This window comes from Helicobacter mehlei (assembly GCF_007280785.1).
Taxonomy (GTDB): Bacteria; Campylobacterota; Campylobacteria; order Campylobacterales; family Helicobacteraceae; genus Helicobacter; species Helicobacter mehlei.
On the sequence record NZ_VKGC01000002.1, the window covers coordinates 58,088 to 82,026 of the forward strand.

Consider the following 23,939-nt stretch of genomic DNA (forward strand, 5'->3'; position numbering starts at 1 on the left):
AAGAAGCTTTGAACGGAAGCTGTAAATGGTTGCGGGAGATGGATTTGAACCACCGACCTTTGGGTTATGAGCCCAACGAGCTACCGGACTGCTCTACCCCGCGTCTTTGATTGGTTGGGGTAAAAGGATTCGAACCTCTGAATGGCAGGACCAAAACCTGCTGCCTTACCGCTTGGCTATACCCCAAAAAGCCCAATTGTAGTGTATTTTTCTATAAAAGTCAAGCATATTTTGACACTAGCAGGTCGAACTGCAAAACCCTAGAATGGGTCCTTCATTTTCTCAAAAAGGGTATTGATGCTTAACTCTATTTGTGTTGTGCGGAGGGGGGGACTCCCCTTAAGTTTTGTGGCTTTAAAAGTTTGTTGTTCTAGTGGGGAGTATCGCGTATTAGATGTTTTGCAGGTAGGTAGTGCCACACAGGCGACCACGGATTTGAGTATCAATTACCAACCACGCCGTAAAGCCCCTAGCTTTAGCTATGGGGAGTATGTCAAAAAACGAGATGTTTTATCCAAAAAAAGAGGCATTGCGTGAGCTTTTAGGAAAACTTCGACACGATTTTTGCCACTTTGTGTGCGCCTAGCCCCTAAAGATGTGGGCCTACAAGCAGCGCAAGAGGTGCAAAAAGAAATGCGCAATTACAAATAATGAAGGAGGTATTAGTGCATTTTCCAGCATTTTGGCTAAGTTTGCAATAATTCTCACGGCCTCCGGCACCCCCCACCACCACCAAAAATACCAAAATCCATTTTAACCATTTTTTTTGGGCCTGATTTCGTGCCCATTAAATCACATGTCCGCTATTCCATGCCAATCTGATTGGTGCCCAACTCTAAAAATGGAATGGGGGCGATTGCACTCCCGGCGATCCCCTCAATAGAGCCCCGTGTGCGTGCTGTGATGGTGGCGATCCGCTCGATTTGTTTAGCCCGTTTGGCCCAAATACGCTCCATCGCTTGCTTTTCTTTTTCTAAATCCCTTTTCATCTCCTCAAAGGTGAGCAACACATTTTCCACTTCTTTGGCAAATTGTGGGCTCATCAAGTAATCGTATAATTCGCCCACCTTGTCGCTTTTGTTTTCTTGGCTTTTTTGTGCCCATGCCTGATTGATGATCACTTGGCGCAAAACCCCACAAAGCAATTTAAATTCTTGGAAGGTGCAGACATACACGCCCTTATAAAGCCCCCCGTGTTCCATAGGCTTAGGCGATTTGGGCATCGCCTCTGTTACCAAAATCCCAATGTGCGCCCCCGCTTCGCGCATATCTTGTTTGAATTTCTCAATCCACTCTTCTTTAAAATCCTTTGTGCGCTTGCTCTCATAGCAAATGATGCCACAATCTTGCAGTTTAAAGTCATTGACAATTTGCACACAATCCCCCCCTCGATGCCCTTTTTTAACTTCTTTAATAGTATCTAGGGGGAATTGGGCACGCAAATATGCCTCAATAGCCAATTCCTGCACCTCGCCTTGCAGTTGCTGGGAAGTGAGTTCAGCCTTTTTTTGCACTTCTTGGGCGGCTTTTTTCAAGCGTTCCACCTGCACTTCTTTTTCTTTGAGCTGGAACTCGTATTGTGCCTCTATCTTGGCTTGCAAACTCTTTTCTAGCTCGACTACTTGGGCTTGGGCTTGGGCACGCTCCTTTTGCAAAGCCTGTTCTATTTTGAGTTGGGCTTGGGCACGTTCTTGTTGCAAGGCTTGTTCTACGCTTTGCTGGATTTGTTGGGTGAGGGCTTGCTCTTTGGCTTCTATGTTTTTTTGTTGTGTCTCTAGGTGGTGCTTTTGGGCATTCAGATCCTCAAAAGCTTTTTTCCATTCTTGGCGTTTTTGGTTTAATTCCTGCTCAAAGCGTTGCTTTTCTTGCGCCATCTGTTGTGAAAACTCCTGTTGTGCCTGTTTGGACAAAACTTCTTTAATATTGATGGCATGCGCACAATTAGGGCATGTAATGGTGTCATTCATAAAAGAGCCTTTCAAGGGATTTGGAGTTGTGATCATAGCAGATTCATTAACACATCTGGGTTAGCAAAAAGTCTAAAAATACCGATCGGCTACACCTTAAACTTTAAAAACTCTTGGTTTAAGTGGGCGTTATTGTCTAACATCTCTTTGATATTGTGCTCTAAGTTGAGTCGTTCTTGTTTCATTTTGGCAAACATATCCACCAATTCTTGGGTTACATGCGCCATCTCTTTGATCTTGTTGCAAATTTGTTGGTTACTGGTGATTGCTTCGATAGAAGTTTGCTTGGAGATAGATAGACTCTCTTGCACACTCTTAATATCGTGGATGAGATTAGCCGTTTGTTTGGAGATGTCCTCAGATTCCATAGCAATATTTTTGAGCTTAGAACCCATGTTTTCGATATTTTGGGTAACAAAATTAACCATGTCTGTGATCTCAGCCAATGATTTTTGGGTTTTGCTGGCCAAATTACGCACCTCATCAGCCACCACTGCAAAGCCTCGCCCCTGCTCACCCGCCCTAGCAGCCTCAATAGCCGCATTCAGGGCTAACAAATTGGTTTGTTCGGCGATGTCCTCAATGATGGAAAGCACATTTTTAATCTCTAGAGCATGGGAGATGAGTATATTGGAGTCATTGGCAATTTCAGTCTGACTCTTAGAGGAACTTAAAGACATCTGGACATGCTGGGTGATACGCTGGCTAAATTGCTCCATCATGCTATCGGCATCTTGGATTTTATGCGTGGCAGACTCCAAGAGTTCTAAGGCACTTGAAGAGTTATGATCCACCTCTTGGCTCAAATGGTGCATGGTTTCTATGGTTTTGCTCTCAGAGGCTTCGTTAGCTTGGAGGGCCTGCGTGCTATTTTGAATTGCATGGCTGATGGAGATATTGGAGGATAAAATTTTCTTGCCACTCTTTAAAATATCTTGGATTTTTTGGATAAAAAGATTGAAGTAGTGTGAGGTGCTACCCACCTCATCTAATCGTTTGCTCTCCAAACGCTTGGTTAAATCCGCCTCTTGGCTTTGGGTGAGCGAACCTGCCATTTTACGCAAACGAGTCAGAGGTCTGAATAAATCCTTTTCAAACACCACAAACATGACAAGTCCGATCACCACAAACACGCCCAAAATATAGCCCAGTGTGCGCAATGTATCTAAAAAAATTTGATCATAAGCGTGGTTTAAATCATAGCGCAGATCCAAAATTGCCAAAACATCGCCCAGCTTAGAATTGACATGGCAACTCAAACAGAGTTTCTCGGCTACAAAAGGCTGGCGCAACAACACATAACGATCATCCTCTTCTTGGACTAGACGCACAATTTTATCGCTCTTTTTGTGTAGAAAAATTTGTTGCATCTCTGCATTGTTAGTAAAACTCTCGCTTAGTCCAAATAAGCTGATCACTTCTTGAGAGGGCACAAAGGTAACCTTAACCCCACGGATATTACGCCCATCATCAATCGTGCGTTTTAATTGCTCGGGATCGCCCGTGAGCGCTGCTTCCTTCACCCCATTGATGATGGCTTGGTTTAAAACATTGACCAATTCCACACTTTGCCTAGATGCCAATCGCCCATACCCGATCCTCAAAGTTACATAAACCACCCCGACTATAAATAAAAAGCCAACCACAACATAGATTGTCGCCTTAAATTTGATGCTTTTGAACATTAAACGCCTAATTGTATGGATTTTTAGTATTATAACAGAACATGGGCATGCTTTATTTAATGCATGCTCTTAGTCATATCTTGTACTAAAGAGATCATGGATGAAAATTTTAGTGCGCATGCCTAATTGGTTGGGCGATGGCGTGATGGCAACCCCCTTCTTACAAACCCTCCAAGCGCATTTTCCTAATGCCCACTTGATCTTAATCGCCCCAGCAAGCGTGTGTGCCCTCTTTGAGCGCGATGGGGGTTATAGCTTGATTGTTGATCAGAGTAAAAGTGCCAAAAACCGCCTTTTAGCCACCTACAAACTGGCTAAAAGCCTTGCCCCCTGCGATTTAGCCTTTGCCTTGACCAACAATCTTTACTCTGCTCTGCTTTTATATTGGAGTGGGGCACCCATTAGAATCGGGTATGCTAAAAATCTGCGTTCCTTTTTGCTCACCCACGCGCTCCAATTCCAAAACACCCACCAAGTATTAAGCTACTATAATTTGCTGTCCCCGCTAATTGATCCCCTCCCTGTTGCACCCCCCTTAAAACTCAGTGCCAAACCCTTTGATTTGCAAACCACCCGTAAGGCGATTGGTCTAAGTCCGGGGGCGGCTTTTGGGAGTTCTAAGCGTTGGGAGGCGGCGTATTTTACCCAAGTGGCGCGCCATTTTTTAGAACAAGGGCATGCAATCTATTTCCTAGGCGCGCCCAGCGATCAAGAATTGGTGCAAAAGATCGCCCAGCCTCTAGATACGCACCCTAACTTACACAATTTATGCGGGCAAACCACTTTGCACGCCTTGATTGACACCATCGCTTCGCTGGACCTCTTCATTGCCAATGATAGTGGACCTATGCACATGGCTAGTGCTTTGCAAACCCCTCTGATCGCCCTTTTTGGACCCACCATCCCCTTAGTGGGCAAGCCTTGGCAACACCCCAAAGCGCGCTCTTTGTTCAAAAATCTCCCTTGTGCGCCATGCAAAAAACGCACATGCCCGATTAAAAGCGGGGGTCCCATCGAGCCCCATGCTTGTATGAAAGCCATCAGCCCCCAAGAGGTAATCGATGCGGCTAATGAGTTGCTTCAAGAAGAGAGGTTATGAAAATTTTTCAGCGCATCTAGAGTTTCTTGGGCTTTCTTGTTGCCTAATTTGCAAGAGTTTTTAAAATAGTTAATCGCCTTGTCCAAATCCTTTTCCACCCCCTCGCCTTGATAATAGATGATGCCTAAGTTATACAGCGCATTGGAGCTTCCTAAATCAGCGGCTTTCTCAAAATAAGACAATGCCTTTTGGATGTCCTTTTGGACTCCATCGCCCTTGCTATACATCACCCCTAAGTTGTAACAATCCCGAATGGAGCCTAGTTGGGCAGCTTTGTAAAAGTAAGCAAAGGCTTTTTCCATGTCTTTAGGGACAATCTTGCCCACATGGTAGAGAGAGCCCAAATGGTGTAATGCGCTGGTGTTCTCCAACTTGGCAGCCTCCTCATAAAAAAACAAGGCTTGGGGGATATTCTGGGGCACACCCTTAGCGTATTCGCACATCAACCCCAAATTGTAATAAGCCTTGTCATCGCCTAGTTTGGCAGCTTCTTGAAAACAAGAAAAAGCTTGATCGGGGTCTTTGCGCACCCCCAAGCCCCCATTGTAAATCACGCCCAGATTATAATAAGCCTTGGCATGCCCAAGTTTGGCAGCTTGCGTGAAATATTCTAGGGCTTTTTGCTCATCTTTGCCAATCCCTTGATTGCTAGAATAAACCACCCCCAAATTATAAAGTTCTTGGGCCTTTTGACTCCCACCCTGATCGCTCATAGCGTTTAAATTAGCTAGGGCCTGGCTATCCCCCAAATCGGCCGCCTCTTTGTAGTAGGCGATGGCAGTGTATTTGTCCTGTTTAACCCCCTTACCCACGCGGTACAAGTTAGCCAAACTAGCAAGTGCATCGGCATCGCCCATGTTGCCCGCCTCTTGGTAGAGCTCGATCGCTCTATCCAAGTCCTTATCCACCCCATCTCCAGCTTCATACATGCTGGCTAGAGTGCAGGTCGCCTTTGAAAAGCCCAGTTTAGAAGACTCTTTAAAAAATTCCCGCGATTGTTCAGTATCTTTATCCATGCCCTCCCCGCTCTCGCACATGATCGCCAAATTATAATATGCCCGCGCATCGCCTAAATCAGCAGCTTTTTTGAAATACTCGATGGCTTGGGGGTAATTTTTAGGTACACCGTGCCCGTTATGATACATTGTCCCTAGACTAACTAGGGCTCTAATACTCCCCAGATTGGCAGCTTGCTCGTAAAGTTCTAAGGCTTTTTGGTAATTCACCCCCACGCCCTTACCCGTCCGATACATCAATGCCATGTAATTGATTGCATTCACATCATTAAATCCCGCCCCCTGTTTGAAAAAATCCAAAGCCTTTTGGTAATCCTTTTTAATCCCCTTGCCCAAGTTGTACATCACGCCCAGATTGACAAGCCCTTGACTATCCCCCAAATTCGCCGCTTGTTGGAAATAATTCAGGGCACGCATATTATCTTCACTAACTCCTCTGCCATTGGCATACATCACCCCCAGCCCCACCAATGCCCGTGCATCGCCCATACCAGCGGCTTGCTCATAATTTTTAAGGGCTCCTGCATAATCCCTACTTTTATAGGCTTGGTGGGCTAGAAATAGATAGTGCCTAGCCGAGCCCGGCTCAATATCCCCTAAAGTCTCTGGCTCTTCCTCCAAATCCTCCTGTATCTCTTCTTCTTCAGTAGGGCTAATTAATTCTTTTGATAACTCATCTGGCATGTTTGGCTCCATTTGACTATAAAGTTTTCTTGATCTGCATTACCACCTCTTGGATCGCTTGTTGGCTCACATGTTGGAGGGCACTTATCACGCCTTCTGATTTTTCTACCCCCCCTTTGGTAGGCTGTTGGCTTATCTTTTCATGCTTGGCGACCAAATAAGTTTGTGTGCCTTGTGGCGTGCTGATGTCATACCCCAACACAATTTCTGCTTGCTTGTGATCGCCTTGATCTAAAATCCCAAAGGATAGGATATTGAGCTTGAGTGTGGCGTGGGGGAGGGCACTATGGGGGGGGAGACTCACAAAGACACATTCTTTAAAGGCTTGCAAGATCACCATGGTTTTGAGCATGTTTTTGGGGAGATCCACAAATTGTTGGTGCTTTTCGTAGTGAATCTCTCCTTGAGTATTTTTAAACACCACCTCTTTAGTGTTGAACATATCCGCGCTCAAAATCCCCACTAGGCTAATGGTCTTGGTTTGGGTACACTTTTGGGGTGCAACTTGCGAGGCATTGAGATCGTAGGTGGCAATCTTGGGTAGAATCTGCTTGAGATTGAGATTCAAGCACCCATGCAAACTGAGTGCCAAGCCCGTATAAGCGATCGCGCGTTTCATTTGCGATCCCCAAAGATGGTTTTGTAGGGGTTGGCATCAAACTTATCAATCAAACTCGATCCTTTTTGCACGAAGTTGTCAATATTGCGTAGGCTTAGTTGCATCTGCATGATCAAGGGTGTGAGCATGGTTTTAAAGTCGTATTGTTTGTCACGAATCTTGGAATCCACATCTAAAACTAATTGGCTACCACGATCGGCAAGAGTTTGCACATGATCGGACAAAGTTCGCACATGGCTAACCAATTCATCGCCCTTGCCTAATGTCTGTGTCGCTTTGGCAAGCAAAATATCAATGGCATTTTTAGTTTTGTCTAAATTCTGTGTTGTTTTTTGGATTGAGGCGATGATTTTGCTTAAGTTCTCAATGTTTTGGGGACTCAAAATTTTATCAATGCTTTTGATGATATAGAGCACTTCATTGGAGATATGCCCCGCACTGCTGGTGAGCTGTTCTAAAAAACTCTGCTCGTAGTGCAAGATGCGTTCATGGTCATTTTCAGTGTAAAATTCCTTAGAGTTGCTTTGTATCAAGCTTAAATATTTTAGCCCCACAAGCCCTTGGGATTCGACTTTAAGTGAAGAGTCCCGTTTAACAGGCACTTTACTTTGGATTTGGATCATGAGCTTGACCACGCCCAAATGCCCTTTATCAAACCCCACGCTTCTGACTGATCCAATCTGAATCCCCTTGTAGTTGATGGGTGTATTGGCCGCAATGCCATTTAAGTCCTTATCGGTATAGACCACATAGTCAAGGTATTTTTTATCCTCAATATTGACATGCCCTAACCACAGGATAAAAAAAACCATCGCCACCATGCATGCTAGAAAAAGCCCGCCAATGAGGGTATAATTCACATGCCTTTCCAAAATTTCTCTCCTCTTGTCGAATTAAATAAATTCCCCTCTTCTAAGGGGCGATCGTGAGCACGCCGGATAAAATCTTGCAAAGTGCCATCAAAATCGATCAAGCCATCCTTGAGCATGATAAAACGATCGACAGCATTTTTAATGGAATCTAAATCGTGGGTGATCATCACCACGCTGAGGTGCAGGGATTCTTTGAGCGAGATGATCAATTCGTCAAATTTATCGGCTGAGTAGGGGTCTAGCCCGCTGGTGGGTTCATCTAAAAATAAAATCTCCGGGTTAGTCGCCATCGCGCGCGCCAGCCCCACGCGCTTTTTCATCCCCCCACTGAGTTCATAGGGGTAGAGCTCATAAGTTTCTTTGCTCAAGCCCACCCGATCCAACCACATTTTTGAGATTTCAACAATGTTTCTAGGCGGATAAAACCCATGTTCTTCCAACATGATTCCCACATTCTCCAAGACGCTTAAAGAACTATAGAGTGCACCAAATTGGAAGAGCACGCCGATACGCTGGAAAATCTTATGCCTTTGGGATTCTTTGAGTTTCCAAATGTCCTCCCCAAATATTTTAATCGTGCCCTTAATGGGGCGGTTAAGCAAAATTAAACTGCGTAAAAGCGTGCTCTTCCCACTCCCGCTCCCTCCTAAAATCGCCAACACCTCCCCCTTTTGCACTTCAAAGCTCACCCCGCGGTGAATCAGGCGATCCCCATAGGCGTTATAGACCCCCTCTACTTGAATCAAGGGATTTTGCGCGCTCATAGGAACCTTAGATATTGAGTTTGCTAAAAATGACGGAGAAGAGCGCGTCTAAGAAGATGATCCAAAAGAGGGCATTCACTACGCTAATGGTGGTCAAACGCCCAATGGATTCGGTATCGCCCTTGACCTCAAACCCCCGCATACACCCCACTAGAGCGATGGCAAACCCCCAAAAAGGTGCTTTGACCATGCCCACAAAAAAATGCGACAACCCTACATTTTCGTGCAAACGCGCTACATAGTGCGTAAAGCCCACATTTAATTGGAATTTAATAGCAATCATCGCCCCTAAAAGAGCAAAGGTGTCGGCAATAAAGACCAATAACGGCATGGCGATCACCAATGCCAACACACGGGGCAAGACCAAGAATTGGAAGGGGTTTAAACCCATCGTTTTCATCGCATCCAATTCTTCGGTGATCTTCATCACCCCAATTTGAGCGGTGAAACTAGAGGCACTACGCCCCGCCACCACCAAAGCCAAAATAAAGGGACCCATCTCCCTTAAAGCCAACTTAGCAGTCATCTCAATGCTCATCATCGGAAAACCCATTTGCTGTAGCTCCACTGCCCCCTGCAAGGCGATCGCAAAGCCCACGACAAAGACGGTTAAAATGCTCACAGGCAAGACCTTAAACCCGCTCTCATGGATGTGGTGGGTCAAGGGGGCTAGGCAAAGAGTCTTGGGGCGAATCAAAACCAATCCCACATAATAGACCACCATACCACAAAAATTAAAGGTGTTGAGTAAAGTCCCATAAAAGGAAGCCACACCACGCCCCAACTTGTCTAGGGGGTTTTTGAAGGTGCGCATGGCATGTTCTTGTTTTAAAATACTGGGATCTTCTCTAATCCAGTTCTCCACGACTTCTAGCACCCGTGCGGTATAGGCATTAGCGTTGAGGAATTTTGGTTTTTTGTGTCCGAGCAGATCGTAGAGCAACATCAGAAACACAAAATCGACATTATCCACTCCCTTGAAGTCAATCGCCTGAATTGAGGGGGCATTTTCTAAGACATTCTTTAGATGAGAGAGAGCACCAGCAGGGGCTCTAAAATCCCAATTCCCTTGCAAAACTAAGGTACCCGCTTGGACATAGGCATCTAATGACCGCTTGTTGCTTATCAAAAAATCCCCTTCAGAGGCAAAAAACTAAACATCGCTCCACCACAATTTTATGTTATTATACAACAAATATCAAATATTAAAGTTCATAGGGTTATGTGCATTTGTGTCTTTTAAAAAAGCTTCTTGGGTGTGGCTTGCTGGTGTTGCCACTTTTAGCCAAAAATTCCAAGTTACCCAAATCTTTAGAAAGCTTGCTCAAAGAAGAGGATAGTTATACCCGCCTAGTCAATAAGCACCGCCGCCTCAAACAAAAAAATGGTGGGTATTTTGGTGTGGGTTTGGGCATGATCAATATCAAAAAAGACTATCAAAATACCAAGCTGGAGAATTTTCCCATTATTTTGAGTTTGAAGGGGGGCTTGCAGACTTTCTTTGAACATTATGTGGGGATTCGCGTTTTTTTTGCTTTGGATTTAGCCACTTCTAAGGCAAATTGGCTTTTTAAGACCACACCCTCGACTTCCTTTTATGGCGTAGCAAGTGCGGGTTTTGAGATTCCAATGGAATTTAGTTTGACCCGTTCTTTTAAACATTTTTGGGGTTTTTATGGGGGCTTGGGTGCTGGGGGGGTGTTTTATGCCGACAATGCTAATTTTCAAATCCGCAACAAACAAGCTATCTACGCCTTTGGGCTGGTGATTCAAGGGGGCATGACCCTAACGCTTTATTCCAAACACCGCATCGAGGCTGGCTTTAAGGTTTTGCCCACCGACAAAAGTGCCCAAGATTCCAATAGTTTTGAAACCTCCTTGATGTTTAACCTGATGTATCTTTACAAGTTTTAAAAGAGTTTTTCCAAAACCGCGCTTTGCACCAAGAACATATAAAGGGCTGTCCCCACCGCCACGCTGATAATAAAAATACGCAACACTCCATGCACGATCACCACACTCGCAATCGCTAGAATTTCATTGAGTCCATAGGGGGGCGCGCCAAAAGACCCGTCTTTGATCCCATAAATAATCAACATGCCCACCGCCCCTAAGCCAAACATGCGCCCCAGATAGAGCACCCAGCTAGGCGCTTTTCTTTTGGCATTAAAGATCAAGAAAGAAAAGACCTTGAAGGCGTAAGTGGTTAGGGCTGTGATCACCCAAGCCATTAAGATATATAAACCTAGCATCTCTAATCTAAACGGCGTTTGAAGAGTAGAAATATCGCCACCATGATCGCTAAAGTGGGCAATAAAAAGTGGGACTTGCCAAAAATAATGAAACACACCAACGCGCTCATAAGCCCAATTAAGGCGGGTGCATGCCGGCTAGTGCTTTTCCATTGCTCCATAAAGATCACCACAAAAATACTCACCATCACAAAAGACATCCCCCGCACATCTAATTTAAAGCTATCCCCTAGCAAAGAACCTAGTAAAGTCCCTAATACCCAATAACTTTGGTTTAAAAGGGCGATGGCTAACATAAAATCCTCGCGCACCGATTGCTTGGGCTGGGCGACATTTAAAAGCATGAAAGTTTCATCGCTGAGGGCATGTGCTATGTAGTAGAGGCGTTTTTTCATGCCAGAAAAGGGCTCAATCATCGCAATCGCATAACAAATTTGGCGCGCATTCACAACAGCCACCAATAAAAAAATATTCAGCAAACTGGCATGCACGCTCACCAAAGCCACGACCATAAACTGCACCGCCCCCGCATAGACAAACAAGCTCATGCAAAGGGCGGCAAATACCCCATAACCATTTTGTTGCAAGAAAATCCCTAAGGCTGCGCCCATCAACAAATAACCCAAACAAATGGGGATTGTGTGGGGGAAGGCTTCTTTAAAGGCTAATATGAGAGGTGTTTTAAACAATGGCTAACCCTTCAGGCGTGTTAATCTAAAAGCCCCCCAAAACAGAGCGATAAAAGCAATAATAACAAGGGCACTCAGGTGGGTAAGAGTAGCACTGAGATCAGCTCCTAATTGGTTTAGCATCACCATTCCTGAGATGGCATGGTAAGCAGGCACGGCTTGCAATAACACGCGCAAGGCACTAGGTAAGAGCTCAAAGGGCCAAATAAAGCCCATCATAAAGATCATGGGCAAGGAAGCCAATAAGAGAATCTGGGTTGCCCGGATAGGCTTTGATAAATAAGTGCCTAACACCACCCCACAGCTTGCCGTTGCCAATAAAAACACCGCTCCAAAGGCTAGAAGCGTGGTCGGATTGGCGTGGATGTGGATATGATAATAGGGGAAAAGCACCCCAAAATACAAGAAAATATAAAAGAGATAAACACCCATAAAACACAGACAACGCACCAAAATAGCCCCCAAAGCCTCCAAAAAGCTAGAGGCACGTAGGCGGGTGTTGGGCGTGCAGGTGAGCATGCTAGTGCCCATCAACAAGGTTTGGTGCAAGATGAAAATCAGGGCATTGGCTAGGGCGTAGTTAAGATAGCCCAAAGAGGGGTTGAAAAGTGGGATGGATTGCAAAGTTAAAAGATTGGGTTCTTGGGGTCTTTGGGACTCAAAGCGGGCTTTGTGGAGTTTGATTTGATCGCCAAGCGCGTTAATCGCATCTAGGGTGGCATTAGCAATGGCGGCATAGATCAAGAAGTAATTGGCATTGGCATAAAGCTCGACATGCGCGGGTGTACTGGTGTAAATTTGGCGTTCAAAAAACTTAGGGATCAACACAATCCCATAGACCTTTTCATGTTCTAAAAGTGCCTTAGCTTCTTGCATGGAACTAGGACGATAGGCGATGCTAATACCTTGCGTGCTCTCTAACATGCGGATAAGCCGCCTAGAAAGTGCACTTTCATCGGCATCCACAAGCGCGATTTTTTGCTTGGTTACAATGTCGCTTTTGTAGGGTAGGGGGTAGAGCAGGGCATAAAAAAGAGGCCCGACCACAATGATAAACACCACGCCCGCATGCGTGAAAATTCTTTTAAACTCAGCGGTAAAAAGCCCTAACATGTTTTTTTTCTCAAGGCATGGACTAACAACCCCAAGGGCAAGAAGAGCAAGAAAAACCACATTTTGGAGAGCGAGGCAAGGGCTAAAGGGACTCCCTCTTGGTAGTGCAACAGGGCGATAAAGGACTTGATAAAATAGGTGATGGGCAAGAGTGATCCCCAAAACTCCCCTAAAACAGGCATGTTGGGCGTGGGGTAGGTTACCCCCACAAAGGCTAAAGAGGGGGCGGTGTAGGCGGCAATCACTGAGGCAGTGCGTAGTGGGTCGCTAAGGAGGGCATGCAAAGCGATCACCACGCTAGAGACACACAGCACCAATAAGATAACAGCTAAAAGAAAAACCCCCAAATGCGCATCATAGGGTTTTAAAAAAAACACCATCAAAAACCCCCAAAAGCTAAAAATGGCGGTGTTGAGCCCCAAAGCCCCTAAGATATCGCTTAGGCTGGAGCATTGCATCAGAAAATTAAGCATGCCCAAAGCCACGATGATTTGCCACATACAGGGTAAGATCACGCTGGATAAAAATTGCGCGTAGTTGTTGTCTTCATTATAGAGACGGTGCAGATTCACATGCAAGGGGAAGGCTAGGGCTTTGGCGGTGTTGAGATCGCTATGTGTAGCTAGATTTCTAGCCACATCGTTTTTGATCCCTAAAGTGAGGAGGGTTTGTAAGAGCGCATTAGCAATGGACTTACCCACTAACACAAACTCAGCGTTATAATAAAGTGCCACGGGGGTTTTGATGCCTAGCTTGATCTGCCTCTCCAAATTTTTAGGCAGGACCACCACCCCATAAATCTCTTTGTTGGCTAAAAAGGGCTTGGCTTGATCCAAACCGCTATAAAAATGCTTGAGGTTGAGGTAGCTACTGGCATTGAGCGCGGTAACAATCTCTTGGCTCAGGTGGCTGTGATCCAAATCGACCACCCCCACATTCAAGCGGGTGGGGATTTCTTTATAAAAAATAGCCGCAATGAGCCCCCAAAGCACTAAGGGTGCCACAAAGCACAGCCCCAAGCTAAATTTATCATGCAAAAATTTAGCCAGCATGCGCTAAACCTCAAGGTTTGGGGATATCCACTAGGACGCTCATGCCCACCCGCAAATCTTGCATTTGGCTTAAGGGGGTCGCCTCAATGCTAAAGCTCTTCATGTCATAACTCTTACTCGAACTTGTGCTCTTCCATGTAGCAAAATCCCCCATCACAGCCACATGGGTTACTTTAAATTCCAATTCTTTTTGCAAAGCGGGCACATAGCCCTTAAAGCTAGAACCGATGCTAAATTGTTGCAAGTATTTTTCTGGCACACTCAAATTCAGCCACGCATGCGCAGTGTCCGTAACCAAGACCACCGGGAAGCCCTTGGGGCTTAACTCCCCGCTATACAACAAAACATTGCTCACTTCCCCATCTATGGGGCTATAAGCATTTTTATCGTGCAAAAAGGCTTGCACTTCATTAAGTTGTCCTAAAGCAGCACTCTCTTTGGCTTGGGCGGCAATTTTGGTCTCTGAGCTAGCCCCCTCTAGGGCGAGCTTGTATTGTTGGTAAGCCGCATTTTTATTAAAGGTCGCACTCTGAAAAGCCGCATAGGCTTCATCGCGTTTTTGCAAGCTAGTAACCCCCTGATCGTAGAGGTCTTGGATGCGCTTATAAGTTTCTTGGGCTAGATCGCTTTGGGCCTTAGCGGCTTGATACACATCTTTAGCACTCTTGATGGTTTGGGAGCGAGTCCCTTTAAGCACCTCATCTTTTAGTGCCCGTGCGGCCTTGTGACTGGATTTGGCTTGTAAAAGTTTGGCCTCAGCCTCGGGGCTATTGATCACAAACATTAAAGCCCCTTTTTTGACAATATCCCCCTTTTTGACCAACACATTTTCCACGCGCCCAGCCAACTTGGAACTCACGCTATACTCTCTAGCCTCAATAAAGCCTTGTAAGCGTTGCATTTTGTGGTTGTAAGCTTGGTAATACAAATACCCCAGCCAGCCTAAGATTGCTAGGGCTAAAAGGACAATCATAACCAAAAGATTAGTAGTTTTAGTCTTGGGCATGCCCTCTCCTAATAAACAAAATCATAGAATGAATCGATGCGATCACTTAAAACCATCAAATCCACTAGGGAACTGATGTATTTAAACGCGCTGGTTTTTTGCTCCACCAAGATTCCGGCTAGCGAGTTGCGCGCATCCACAACTAAGGCATTGGTGCTCAAGCCTTGGTTAAATGCCTCTTCTTGGAGCTTGAGATTTTCTTTAGCTAACTCCACGCTAGCGTTCAGGCTTTGGTATTCCTTCAAAGAGGCTTGGCATTGCAAATAAGTTTTGTGCACCAACAACTCCATATCTTTTTTAGCTTGGCTTTGTAGCGCACTCACTTGCAACTCATCAATTTTAGCCGCTTGGTAGTGCATCACACGCCCCCCCGGGGTCAAAATGGGCAGTTTTGCCCCCACGCCCACAAACCATTCGGGAACCATATTGGTGAGTGGGGAATTATTTTGTTTCATCACATACGCCCCAAAGAAGTTAAAATGGGGCAGAAATTTAGAGATTTGTAATTTTGTCATCTCTCTAGCACTTTTTTGTTTGATGGCTAGACTTTTTAACGCTGGATAAGAGCTCAAAGTCTCTTGGATAAAAAAATCCACATTGGGTAGGGCTTTAGCGCGTAAGTGCAGATGGGCTGTGGGAGCAAAGTGGAGCTTAGAGGCGGGCATGTTGGCACTGGATAAAATGGTGTTGAAAGCTAGGGTGGCAACTTCTAGTGAGTCTCTAGCCTGCATGGTCTTGATCTTGCTTTTTTCATAAGCCACAGAGGCACTCAGCACCTCTACCCGCGCGATTTGCCCCGCTTTTTGGCGTTTGAGTGCATTTTGATAATGCTTTAAATGCCCCTCCTCCACCCCCTTAAGCACCTCTAAAACCTCAATATTGAGCACCAAACCATAATAAATTTTCACTAGCTCTTGGAAGGTAGAGAGTCTTTTGAGCCGTGAAACCTCCATGGAATCTTTATGGGCTAGAGAGGCTAACTTGCTCATATAAAAACGTGCCCCGCCCATGTAGAGTGGGTAAATAATGCTCAATGCCCCCATGACCACATTTTGTTTAGAAAACAAAAAAGGCTCGCTTAAAAGACCCATTAAACCCGAAGTCCCCTGTGCAACCGCACCCCCTATGACATTCCCTAACCCATTCAAAGGGGGGGGCATATGGGCTAGAGGGGCTTTTAGGGAGTTTTCCAAACCCCTTGCACCCTCTTGAATTTGGGCACGCTTGCTAGCACTAAAGGGCTGGAGCTCAATGGGCTTACCCAAATGCACATAAAAGGCACTCAAGTCAATTTCGGGCAAAAAAGAGAGTTTGGCCGCTGTGCTGAGTTTCTTGGCCTTTTTTTGGGCATAGTCTTGGGCTTTAATGCCCTCATAGTTGGAGAGCACCATATCCCATGCTTGCTTGAGCGAGATGGGCGAAGGGTGGGTTGAAAAAATCTTGGGAGAAGCCTTGAGGGCTTGCAGGATATTAAAATCTGTGGGCTCCAAAGGGTCGCTCAAGGCTAAATCCCCCAAAAACCCCATTAATAACGCCCATCTTAACACTTGATTTTGTGCCATCTCTAAATATCTTTCTTCATCAATTTAAGCTTTTTAATCCGCGCCTTATCCATGTCCAGCACTTCAAAAATACAATGCGCATCGCCCACCACATCGCCCACTTCGGGTAGCCGCTCCAAGAGACTAAAAACATACCCCCCCAAGGTAACTTGCTCATAATCTTGATCGAATTTGACCCCTAAAACCTCCTCAACACTTTCCAAATCCACCATGCCATTGCACTCAAAAGTGTTCTCATCTAGCTGTTTGATCCCCTCGCGTTTCAAGTCGTGCCGATCGTAAAGATCGCCCATGATTTCCTCAATAATGTCATCAATAGTTAATAAACCCGAAGTGCCCCCGTATTCATCCACCACCAAAGCGGTATGTATCTGCTGTTTGTTCATTTTGATGAGGATTTGGGAGATAGACGCGCTCTCAGGCACAATCAACATCTCTTTGAGGATTTTTCTCAGGTTTTGGGTGCTAGAGAGGTTGGTATTCTCCAATAAAGAGGTGGAGAGCACATCTCTAATATGCACCAGCCCCAAGATATTGTCCTTGCTCCCCTCACAGCATGGGTAGCGGGTGTAGGAGTTTTTCAAAATGATTTGGATATTATCCTCATAGGAATTACGCATATCCAAACAAACCATGTCGTTTCTGGGTGTCATGATCTCTTTAGCACTCGTATCCGAAAAATCCACCGCATTTTTGATAATCTCCTCTTCCACATAGTCAATCACCCCTCCGCGCAAACTTTCCCCCACAATGATCTTTAACTCCTCTTCAGAGTGTGCACTGTCATGCTGGAGTTCGATTCTAAAGATTTTGAGCACGATTCTAGCTAAAAAATCAAAAAGATTGACAACGGGATAGGAGATCAGCCAAAAGGCATGCAAGGGTCTAGCCACCCAAAGCACCACTTTTTCAGCATGCACAATCGCGATGGACTTAGGCACAATCTCCCCCAAAATCACATGCAATAGAGTGATGAGGCTAAAGGCAATCACTACGCTAATGCCATGCGCTAGAGCATGGATATTGTCCAAGTGCAACCATTTTTGCAAAAAGATCGTGATAAAATGCGCAATAGCAGGCTCACCTAGCCAACCCAACCCCAAAGAAGCTAGTGTGATGCCTAGCTGGGTCGCGCTCAAATAAGTGTTGATCGAGGCGTTGATTTTAAGGGCTAAAATGGCATTTTGATCGTTTTGCAAACTCAACTCTTCTAATTTAGAACGTCTAACCTTGACAATGGCAAACTCAGAGAGCACAAAAAAGGCATTGAGTAAAACCAAGAGGAATGCAAGAGCGGACATTAAAATCGGCTCATAAAAATCCAATCACTCTCCTTCAAATTTTCATCCGTGTTACTATAGTCTATTTTAAATAACCACGCTTTATAAGCGTTCCACAAGGCTAAACACATCGATCAGATAATACCCCCCCGCACCCAAAAAAGCCGATACAGGGACGGTTATCACCCAAGCGGTGATGATTTTTTTGATCACCGAACGTTTGACCAACTCGCTTTTATAGGCTTTTTTCAAGCGTTTGCGCTCTTTCTTACTCAAGCCCACCGCATATTCTAAGGTGTTGTTTTCTTTTTGGAGAGTCTTTAAATAAGCCAACATCTCTTTTTTTTGCTTGGGGTTAGCCCGCTCAAAGCGATCCAAAAAATTCTTGATCACCTCTGTATTTTCGCCATAGTGGGCATCTAAAATCATCTGTTTCATCTCAAAGAGGCGTTTTTGCAAGAACTCCCGCAAAAACCCCACCCCAAAGACCGCCCCAATCGTAATATGCGTGGAACTCACGGGCAAACCTAGTTTTGAAGCCAGCAACACCGTGATCACCGTTGCCATGGCGATGCAAAAGGCTTGCATTTTATCTAATTCGGTGATCTCACTCCCCACGGTTTTAATCAACTTGGGACCATAGAGACTAAGTCCTAGGGCAATCCCAAACCCCCCAATGGACATGATCCACAAGGGCGCATAAGCGGTGCTAGGAGTAGGATTGCCCCATTCACGCAAACTTTGCACAATGGCTGCTAGAGGACCAACGGCATTAGCCACATCATTAGCCCCATGCGCAAAACTCAGCAGGGCTGCCCCAAAAATCAAGGGGAGTGTAAAGAGGGCATGCACACTCTCTTTTGTGTTTTGCAAACTGGGGAGCTTTTTAAGAATATAAACCTTAAAGCTGTGGTAGAGGATACCCCCTAACACCACGCTTAAGAGCAACTCCTCCCAGTTGGCTAAAGGGATGTGCTTGTGCAACACCTTAGCTAGCATGTACCAGCCAAAGGCAAACCCCATCACCCCAATCATCAAGGGCATACTCTTTAGGGCAGCTTGCTTTTTATCCTCCCGATCACTCAAAACGCTTTTGATGAGCACCAAGAGTCCCATGGCAATCCCCCCGCCCATTAAAGGCGAGATCACCCAACTAGCCACAATGCCCCCCAAAAAGTGCCATTCCACAGCCCCCACACCCCCAGCCATCAAGCCCGCACCCAAAACCCCCCCCACAATTGAATGCGTGGTGGAAACCGGCGCGCCAATCGCCGTAGCCAAGTGCAACCACAAAGCCCCAGACAGCAAAGCCGCAAACATCACCCCCACAAAGACAGCACTACTCTCGATGTGGGCGGGATTGATGATCTTGCCCTTAATGCTTTGTACCACCTCCGATCCAGCCAACACCGCCCCCAACACCTCACAAATAGCCGCGATTAAAATCGCCATGCCCAAAGTGATCGCTTGCGAGCCCACCAAGGGACCCACATTGTTAGCCACATCATTAGCCCCGATATTCATCGCCATATACCCCCCCACCACCGTGGCTAAAACCAATAGGGGCAAATGGAAACTCACATCCCCCCAAAAGAGTGCCATACCCGCAATGACCACGACAAACACGATGGCAAGCGTGATTTTGACATTGTCCCGCTGGAGTTCTTTGAAAGTCTTTTGGAACGAACTGCTTGTTTTAGATTTCATGTGAAGCTCTCATATGGGCAGGACTTTAATATAAAATTCTCTAAGAAATGCTTAAAGACAATACGCTACGCTCAAAGCACTTGGTTACCACCCACGCCCTAAAGCCCCCGCCCCACCCCCTCATACGCCCCCAACTTGCGATCCCACAACGCCATAACTCTTTCTATCTGCTGTTTTTCTAGGGCTTTGATGAAATTCTCCATGAGATCGTAAGCGATGGTGCCATTTGCATGGACGGGCAGGCTAAATTTTTCTTCTAAGAGTCGTTCGCGGTTGATCTCGCGATTAAAGCCATATTTGTGTTGCACGCTGTGGCGTAAAATTGTGGTGCAAAATAGGGCTAAATGGCGGTTTAATTCTCTCTCTTTGAGCCACACCACCATACAATGATCGGAGGCGACAAAAGGGTAGGGGTGGTAAAAGCAACTGCCCACACTCCCGCTATTGGCTAAGGTGATTTTGTTTTGGTGGATTTTCATGTAGCTTGGCGGGCTGACAAACCCATCCACGCCATTATTCAAGGCACTTGAGGAGATATAGGCGATCTCTCCGCTGGTGTGATCCCCTCTTTTATAACGCCTCCCCCTTTCATAAATAAACACCTCGTCAAAGCTAAATTCTTGCCACTGAAGGCTCTCAAGGCTCCGGCCCCCCCCCCCCCCCCCCCGGGGGGGGGGGGGGGTAGAAAGTGCCCTTAAAATCCTAGAAAACCTAGAGCGCCTTAACCTAGAGCTAACAAACCCCACGCCCATAGACCCCAAGCTAGAGGAGCTAAAAAATCTAGTGCAAAACTTGCCTAGCCCGCCAGTGGGGGGGTGGAAGGCAAAACGCTTAAAGGATGTCGCCTTTTACCCCCAAGATAGAATTTCTACCGACCTACTCACCCCCAGCAACTATGTGGGCGTTGATAACTTGTTGCAAGACAAAAAAGGCAAAATAGACGCTTCTTTTATCCTAGAAAAAGGCGGGACTACAAACGCCTATATGCCAAATGACATACTCATTAGCAACATTAGACCCTATCTTAAAAAGATTTGGTTTGCCGATACCAACGGAGGCACAAATAACGATGTTATCGTGCTTCGCCCCAAAGATGTTAAAACCCTTGCCCCAAGATTTTTATATTATCTTTTAAGCGATGATGGCTTTTTTGAGTATGAAATGCGACACACTAAAGGGCTAAAAATGCCAAGAGGAGATAAGGGCAGTGTCCTAGATTATCAAATCCCCCTCCCACCCCTAGAGACACAAGAACAAATCATCAGCGTATTGACCCAAATCGAGCAAGAAATCGCCCGCCTAGATGCAGAGATCGCCACCCTACAAGGCAAAGAGCAAGAAATCTTACAAGAGTTTTTAGGCAAAGAGAGAGAGAGAGAGAGAGAGAGAGAGAGAGAGATCGCAAAAACTTAAAGCAATCTTAGAGGATTTAGAGCGCGCCAAAGCCCTAAAGAGAGCTTACCTTACCCTCCTCACCCACGCCCTAGAAAAAGCAGGGCTAAAACCCTCCCTAGCCACGCTTTTAGACAATCTACCCACACCCCCAGCTCAAGGGTGGGATTTTGTCAAATTGGGGGCGCATTGTGCCCTCAACCAACACAGCCACAACCCTAGCCCTGAGAGCCAAGCCTACCGCTACATCGATATTGATTGCGTGGAAAATGGCACGGGTAACATCCGCCTAAACCCCCCTATAGCGGGCAACCAACTCCCCACAAGGGCGCGCCGTCTAGCCCCTAGTGATAGCGTGGTTATATCCAGTGTGCGCCCCTATCTTAAAGGTTTTACCTATATTGAGGAAAGCATGCCAAATACCCTATTTTCTACGGGCTTTGCCATTTTGCAGGGCAAAGAGAGTCTGAATTCTAAATTTCTCTACCTTTTGTTTATGTTTTCAGCGGACTTAATGCGCCAAATGCAGGAGCGCATGCCTAAAGCCTCTTACCCAAGCCTCAATACAGAGGACTTTAAAGCCCTTAAAATCCCCCTCCCACCTCTGCAAGCGCAAGAGCACATCGTGGGCGTGATCGCTAGGATCGAGCAAGAGCGCACCACCCTAGAAAATACTATAAAGTCTTTGGAGGGACAACAAGAAGTACTCCTAAAAAAATATCTGAGTCTATAGCCATGCCTGCTATAATCCCCCCATGCAAAACTTTCAATAAAGGAGTCCCATGCAAGAGGCATTAGCAAAATTAGAACAAGAGATCAAAACCACCAAACGCGCATGCCGTTTGAGTAAAAGTGTGTTAGAAGAGGGGCTAGATGTGCAAGCAGAGGCTCAAGAATTGCACGCCAAATTTAGCGCGTTAGCAGAGGCTTTAGCGCATTTAAACCAAGCCCTAGACACGCACTACGCCAGCCTAGAGGACGATACCCAGTTAGAACAAATTTTAATCAGCTTGAAACGCGTTAAGTCTAAAACTGCCACACCCCTAGCTAGCTTAGAGAGTGCTAGCAGTGCTAAGGAGGTTTTGGAGGCTTTAGCCAGCTTGGAGCAGGGCGTGCTGGATTTAGAGGGCGTGCTGACTGGCCTAAAGGCACACCCCAGCCTAAACGCCCCCACTAGCCCCAAAGCCACACCCAAAGCGATGGCTAAAAAATATTGCCCCCAAAGCAAGGAGGAGCTAAAAGCCCTTGTCGCCGATGAAAGCGTGCATTTAGGCGAGATTGATATTGGGGGGCTGACAGATCTAAGCGAAGTGTTTCAACATTCTCACAGAGAAAGTTATGAGGGATTAGAAACTTGGGATGTTTCTCAAGTAACAAATATGGAAAAAATGCTTGATTCCTGCAGAAACTTCAACCAGCCTCTTAATCATTGGGATGTATCCAAAGTAACGAACATGAGGGGTATGTTTTTGGGTTGTGATAATTTTAATCAACCGCTCAATGATTGGAATGTGTCTAGGGTAACAAATATGGAAAAAATGTTTTTTGGTTGCAAAGCCTTTAACCAACCGCTAAACAGCTGGGATGTATCTAATGTGAGAACTATGGGTAGCATGTTTGCTCACAGCTTTTCTTTTAGCCAACCTTTAGATAATTGGAATGTATCCAGCACAACAAACACAGAATATATGTTTTTTGGCAAAAACAGCCTCACTAGACTCCCCATTTGGTATCGCGCCTAAAAGGTCTTTGAGTATTATTAGGCGGAGTTACCATGTTAAGTTGTCCGAAGTGTAGGTGTGCAAGGGGGTGTAAGGAACAGAATATGTTAGAAAATATCCGCAAAGAACTTAAGCGAATTGATGAGGATGTGAGTTTCTCTGCCAAAGGGCACTTGGAGAGTGCCATGATGTGGAGATATGCTGAGTATGCTTTAATGTTATTGTCCAGTGTGTCTCTTTGCATCACCTTAACTTTCACATTTGGCAATCTTGACAAAATATGGCTTAGTGTACTTTCTATTATCTCCGGATCTTTAACAGTGTTTTTAATCTTTTTAAGGACACAGGAAAAGCATCTTGCCCACTCTCGTTGTGGCAACCAATACCTAGCTCTTAGGGATAAGGCAAGAGTTTTCGCAGAACTTGGATCTAAGAATATGGATATAGAGAAACAGATTGAATATCTTAAAAGATTAAATTTTGAAAAAAGCGTGCTTAATAAAGAGTCCTTACCCATCTCGTGGCTTGGGTATTGGCTTGCAGGGAGACAAATACAAAGAGAATCCCATATATACCAGGTAGATAAGGAGTAAGCATGGGTGTCAATAGCTATTTGGAAGATTTGGCTAAGAGGGCGATTGTGGGAGGGGATGAGAAAGCTAGAATTCAAACTTCTATTAGCAATATAGTTACTCTCTTGAAAAGTTATTTTAAGGAATACAAAGACAAATATAGCGATACATTCCGGGAATGTTTTATCTTTGGTTCTTACAAGAGGGGGACCATCATTCCGCGAAAATTTGATGATAATTCAGATGTTGATTTGATGGTTGTATTTGAGGGTGACCCACACGATCGGGACAATCCAAAGCCAAAAACTTATTTAAACTACCTTAAAGATTTTGCGGAATCGAAATACCCAAGATCAATTAGTCGCCAAAGCTATCCTGCAGTCGTATTGGAGTTAAACCACATTAAATTTGATTTAGTGCCAGCATTAAAGATGTCTAGCGAATGCTACAAAATACCTGATCCCGGTAAGGATAGGGAGTATAGCAGTTGGCGATACACAAATCCAAATGATCTAGATGGAGTGCTTAGTAACCAACAAACCCTAAGACGCTTGGTTAGGGTGGCTAAAATTTGGAATGTCAAACAGGGTCGTATTTATGATTCTTATGAACTGGAAAAGTGGATTGTGGAACAATGCTTTTGGGGTAATCTGGCGCAGTATTTTTATAGTTTTTGTGAGTACTTGCCCATTAAGCTGGATTCACTACCACAATCTGAACGCAAAAAAATCGAGCGTTTGCAAGAACGGGCACAAAAAGCAAAAAGACACGATCAAGAAGAGTATCTGAAAGACCTTTTTGAGTAGGAGGCAACACAGAAAAGGTTTTTTGAGATTAGCGGATCATCTACCTCAAACGCTATCACTAAAAACCCTAAGCCCCAACTT

The 23,939-nt window shown here is 45.4% G+C and carries 24 protein-coding genes and 2 tRNA genes; 8 read left to right on the plus strand and 18 right to left on the minus strand.

The genetic code is table 11. The features are described from left to right. Positions 1–26: 26 nt before the first annotated feature. Both FNE76_RS01230 and FNE76_RS01235 read right to left on the minus strand, forming a co-directional pair. A tRNA-Met gene (locus FNE76_RS01230) sits at positions 27–103 on the minus strand. An 8-nt stretch (positions 104–111) separates the two neighbouring features. Continuing rightward, positions 112–186 (minus strand) — tRNA-Gln (locus FNE76_RS01235). 111 nt (positions 187–297) lie between these two features. On the opposite strand from FNE76_RS01235, the gene FNE76_RS01240 reads away from it, so the two are divergent. Next, the gene (locus FNE76_RS01240) at positions 298–537 is read left to right on the plus strand and encodes a hypothetical protein (RefSeq protein ID WP_120948308.1); all 240 of its coding nucleotides are present in this window, start codon (positions 298–300) and stop codon (positions 535–537) included. A 266-nt stretch (positions 538–803) separates the two neighbouring features. Here FNE76_RS01240 and FNE76_RS01245 read toward each other — a convergent pair whose 3' ends face one another. Continuing rightward, positions 804–1,967: a DUF2130 domain-containing protein gene (locus tag FNE76_RS01245; protein WP_120948309.1), complete on the minus strand. Its 1,164-nt coding sequence runs from the start codon at positions 1,965–1,967 to the stop codon at positions 804–806. A gap of 89 nt (positions 1,968–2,056) precedes the next feature. After that, entirely contained in the window at positions 2,057–3,652 is a 1,596-nt protein-coding gene (locus FNE76_RS01250; RefSeq protein WP_120948310.1) for a methyl-accepting chemotaxis protein, read from the minus strand. Positions 3,653–3,752: 100 nt separating this feature from the next. Here FNE76_RS01250 and waaF point away from each other — a divergent pair, with 100 nt between their 5' ends. Then, a complete protein-coding gene (gene waaF, locus FNE76_RS01255; RefSeq protein WP_120948311.1) occupies positions 3,753–4,751 on the plus strand; it encodes a lipopolysaccharide heptosyltransferase II in 999 nt (332 codons plus the stop codon). On the opposite strand, the gene FNE76_RS01260 is transcribed toward waaF, so the two are convergent. Genes FNE76_RS01260 through FNE76_RS01280 form a run of 5 tightly spaced genes read right to left on the minus strand, consistent with a single transcriptional unit; the run spans position 4,733 to position 9,835 of the window. Beyond that, on the minus strand, positions 4,733–6,451 hold the full coding sequence (locus tag FNE76_RS01260; RefSeq protein ID WP_120948312.1) for an SEL1-like repeat protein: 1,719 nt from the start codon (positions 6,449–6,451) through the stop codon (positions 4,733–4,735). The two genes, waaF and FNE76_RS01260, sit on opposite strands and share 19 nt — an antisense overlap. A 16-nt stretch (positions 6,452–6,467) precedes the next feature. Next, a complete protein-coding gene (locus tag FNE76_RS01265; protein WP_120948313.1) occupies positions 6,468–7,070 on the minus strand; it encodes an ABC-type transport auxiliary lipoprotein family protein in 603 nt (200 codons plus the stop codon). Beyond that, positions 7,067–7,942, minus strand: coding sequence for an MlaD family protein (locus tag FNE76_RS01270; RefSeq protein ID WP_120948314.1), 876 nt, complete (start codon positions 7,940–7,942; stop codon positions 7,067–7,069). Before FNE76_RS01270 ends, FNE76_RS01265 begins: the two co-directional genes overlap by 4 nt. After that, positions 7,927–8,706 (minus strand): ABC transporter ATP-binding protein, encoded by a 780-nt coding sequence (locus tag FNE76_RS01275; protein ID WP_120948315.1) that lies wholly within the window; start codon positions 8,704–8,706, stop codon positions 7,927–7,929. Before FNE76_RS01275 ends, FNE76_RS01270 begins: the two co-directional genes overlap by 16 nt. A gap of 7 nt (positions 8,707–8,713) precedes the next feature. Further along, a complete protein-coding gene (locus tag FNE76_RS01280; protein WP_185962953.1) occupies positions 8,714–9,835 on the minus strand; it encodes an MlaE family lipid ABC transporter permease subunit in 1,122 nt (373 codons plus the stop codon). A 140-nt stretch (positions 9,836–9,975) separates the two neighbouring features. Between FNE76_RS01280 and FNE76_RS01285 the strand changes: the two genes are divergently transcribed. Then, positions 9,976–10,620 (plus strand): outer membrane beta-barrel protein, encoded by a 645-nt coding sequence (locus tag FNE76_RS01285; protein WP_235852357.1) that lies wholly within the window; start codon positions 9,976–9,978, stop codon positions 10,618–10,620. On the opposite strand, the gene FNE76_RS01290 is transcribed toward FNE76_RS01285, so the two are convergent. The 9 genes from FNE76_RS01290 to FNE76_RS01330 form a co-directional block, all read right to left on the minus strand. Beyond that, positions 10,617–10,958, minus strand: a complete 342-nt coding sequence (locus FNE76_RS01290; protein ID WP_120948316.1) for a branched-chain amino acid transporter permease — start codon at positions 10,956–10,958, stop codon at positions 10,617–10,619. The two genes, FNE76_RS01285 and FNE76_RS01290, sit on opposite strands and share 4 nt — an antisense overlap. Before the next feature lie 2 nt (positions 10,959–10,960). Next, entirely contained in the window at positions 10,961–11,647 is a 687-nt protein-coding gene (locus FNE76_RS01295; protein WP_143928343.1) for an AzlC family ABC transporter permease, read from the minus strand. A 3-nt stretch (positions 11,648–11,650) separates the two neighbouring features. Further along, positions 11,651–12,760, minus strand: a complete 1,110-nt coding sequence (locus tag FNE76_RS01300; RefSeq protein WP_120948318.1) for an ABC transporter permease — start codon at positions 12,758–12,760, stop codon at positions 11,651–11,653. Beyond that, positions 12,754–13,812 (minus strand): ABC transporter permease, encoded by a 1,059-nt coding sequence (locus FNE76_RS01305; protein WP_120948319.1) that lies wholly within the window; start codon positions 13,810–13,812, stop codon positions 12,754–12,756. Before FNE76_RS01305 ends, FNE76_RS01300 begins: the two co-directional genes overlap by 7 nt. Positions 13,813–13,822: 10 nt before the next feature. Continuing rightward, a complete protein-coding gene (locus FNE76_RS01310; RefSeq protein WP_120948320.1) occupies positions 13,823–14,818 on the minus strand; it encodes an HlyD family secretion protein in 996 nt (331 codons plus the stop codon). Positions 14,819–14,826: 8 nt separating this feature from the next. Next, the gene (locus tag FNE76_RS01315; protein ID WP_235852259.1) at positions 14,827–16,380 is read right to left on the minus strand and encodes a TolC family protein; all 1,554 of its coding nucleotides are present in this window, start codon (positions 16,378–16,380) and stop codon (positions 14,827–14,829) included. Between the two features lie 2 nt (positions 16,381–16,382). Continuing rightward, positions 16,383–17,681 carry a hemolysin family protein gene (locus FNE76_RS01320; protein WP_185962957.1) on the minus strand — a complete coding sequence of 433 codons (1,299 nt, stop codon included), beginning with the start codon at positions 17,679–17,681 and terminating at the stop codon, positions 16,383–16,385. Positions 17,682–17,762: 81 nt separating this feature from the next. Next, on the minus strand, positions 17,763–19,367 hold the full coding sequence (locus FNE76_RS01325) for an inorganic phosphate transporter (protein ID WP_120948322.1): 1,605 nt from the start codon (positions 19,365–19,367) through the stop codon (positions 17,763–17,765). Between the two features lie 98 nt (positions 19,368–19,465). Beyond that, positions 19,466–20,119, minus strand: coding sequence for a restriction endonuclease subunit S (locus FNE76_RS01330; RefSeq protein WP_143928344.1), 654 nt, complete (start codon positions 20,117–20,119; stop codon positions 19,466–19,468). A 31-nt stretch (positions 20,120–20,150) separates the two neighbouring features. On the opposite strand from FNE76_RS01330, the gene FNE76_RS01335 reads away from it, so the two are divergent. The 5 genes from FNE76_RS01335 to FNE76_RS01355 all read left to right on the plus strand — a co-directional run bounded on the left by FNE76_RS01335 (position 20,151) and on the right by FNE76_RS01355 (position 23,858). After that, a complete protein-coding gene (locus tag FNE76_RS01335; RefSeq protein ID WP_143928345.1) occupies positions 20,151–20,780 on the plus strand; it encodes a restriction endonuclease subunit S in 630 nt (209 codons plus the stop codon). A gap of 157 nt (positions 20,781–20,937) precedes the next feature. Next, positions 20,938–21,492 carry a restriction endonuclease subunit S gene (locus FNE76_RS01340; RefSeq protein WP_120947776.1) on the plus strand — a complete coding sequence of 185 codons (555 nt, stop codon included), beginning with the start codon at positions 20,938–20,940 and terminating at the stop codon, positions 21,490–21,492. Positions 21,493–21,541: 49 nt separating this feature from the next. Then, complete coding sequence (locus tag FNE76_RS01345; protein WP_120947775.1) at positions 21,542–22,501, plus strand: BspA family leucine-rich repeat surface protein; 960 nt, start codon at positions 21,542–21,544, stop codon at positions 22,499–22,501. An 83-nt stretch (positions 22,502–22,584) separates the two neighbouring features. Next, complete coding sequence (locus tag FNE76_RS01350; protein WP_162983051.1) at positions 22,585–23,073, plus strand: SLATT domain-containing protein; 489 nt, start codon at positions 22,585–22,587, stop codon at positions 23,071–23,073. Positions 23,074–23,075: 2 nt separating this feature from the next. Continuing rightward, on the plus strand, positions 23,076–23,858 hold the full coding sequence (locus FNE76_RS01355) for an SMODS domain-containing nucleotidyltransferase (protein WP_120947772.1): 783 nt from the start codon (positions 23,076–23,078) through the stop codon (positions 23,856–23,858). Positions 23,859–23,939 lie beyond the last annotated feature (81 nt).

Bases quoted from the DNA above. Each gene is read 5' to 3' on its own strand.
- FNE76_RS01240 (WP_120948308.1), top strand. From the start codon at position 298: ATGCTTAACTCTATTTGTGTTGTGCGGAGGGGGGGACTCCCCTTAAGT.
- FNE76_RS01245 (WP_120948309.1), bottom strand. From the start codon at position 1,967: ATGAATGACACCATTACATGCCCTAATTGTGCGCATGCCATCAATATT.
- FNE76_RS01250 (WP_120948310.1), bottom strand. From the start codon at position 3,652: ATGTTCAAAAGCATCAAATTTAAGGCGACAATCTATGTTGTGGTTGGC.
- waaF (WP_120948311.1), top strand. From the start codon at position 3,753: ATGAAAATTTTAGTGCGCATGCCTAATTGGTTGGGCGATGGCGTGATG.
- FNE76_RS01260 (WP_120948312.1), bottom strand. From the start codon at position 6,451: ATGCCAGATGAGTTATCAAAAGAATTAATTAGCCCTACTGAAGAAGAA.
- FNE76_RS01265 (WP_120948313.1), bottom strand. From the start codon at position 7,070: ATGAAACGCGCGATCGCTTATACGGGCTTGGCACTCAGTTTGCATGGG.
- FNE76_RS01275 (WP_120948315.1), bottom strand. From the start codon at position 8,706: ATGAGCGCGCAAAATCCCTTGATTCAAGTAGAGGGGGTCTATAACGCC.
- FNE76_RS01290 (WP_120948316.1), bottom strand. From the start codon at position 10,958: ATGCTAGGTTTATATATCTTAATGGCTTGGGTGATCACAGCCCTAACC.
- FNE76_RS01300 (WP_120948318.1), bottom strand. From the start codon at position 12,760: ATGTTAGGGCTTTTTACCGCTGAGTTTAAAAGAATTTTCACGCATGCG.
- FNE76_RS01305 (WP_120948319.1), bottom strand. From the start codon at position 13,812: ATGCTGGCTAAATTTTTGCATGATAAATTTAGCTTGGGGCTGTGCTTT.
- FNE76_RS01310 (WP_120948320.1), bottom strand. From the start codon at position 14,818: ATGCCCAAGACTAAAACTACTAATCTTTTGGTTATGATTGTCCTTTTA.
- FNE76_RS01315 (WP_235852259.1), bottom strand. From the start codon at position 16,380: ATGGCACAAAATCAAGTGTTAAGATGGGCGTTATTAATGGGGTTTTTG.
- FNE76_RS01320 (WP_185962957.1), bottom strand. From the start codon at position 17,681: ATGTCCGCTCTTGCATTCCTCTTGGTTTTACTCAATGCCTTTTTTGTG.
- FNE76_RS01325 (WP_120948322.1), bottom strand. From the start codon at position 19,367: ATGAAATCTAAAACAAGCAGTTCGTTCCAAAAGACTTTCAAAGAACTC.
- FNE76_RS01330 (WP_143928344.1), bottom strand. From the start codon at position 20,119: ATGGGCGTGGGGTTTGTTAGCTCTAGGTTAAGGCGCTCTAGGTTTTCT.
- FNE76_RS01345 (WP_120947775.1), top strand. From the start codon at position 21,542: ATGCAAGAGGCATTAGCAAAATTAGAACAAGAGATCAAAACCACCAAA.
- FNE76_RS01350 (WP_162983051.1), top strand. From the start codon at position 22,585: ATGTTAGAAAATATCCGCAAAGAACTTAAGCGAATTGATGAGGATGTG.
- FNE76_RS01355 (WP_120947772.1), top strand. From the start codon at position 23,076: ATGGGTGTCAATAGCTATTTGGAAGATTTGGCTAAGAGGGCGATTGTG.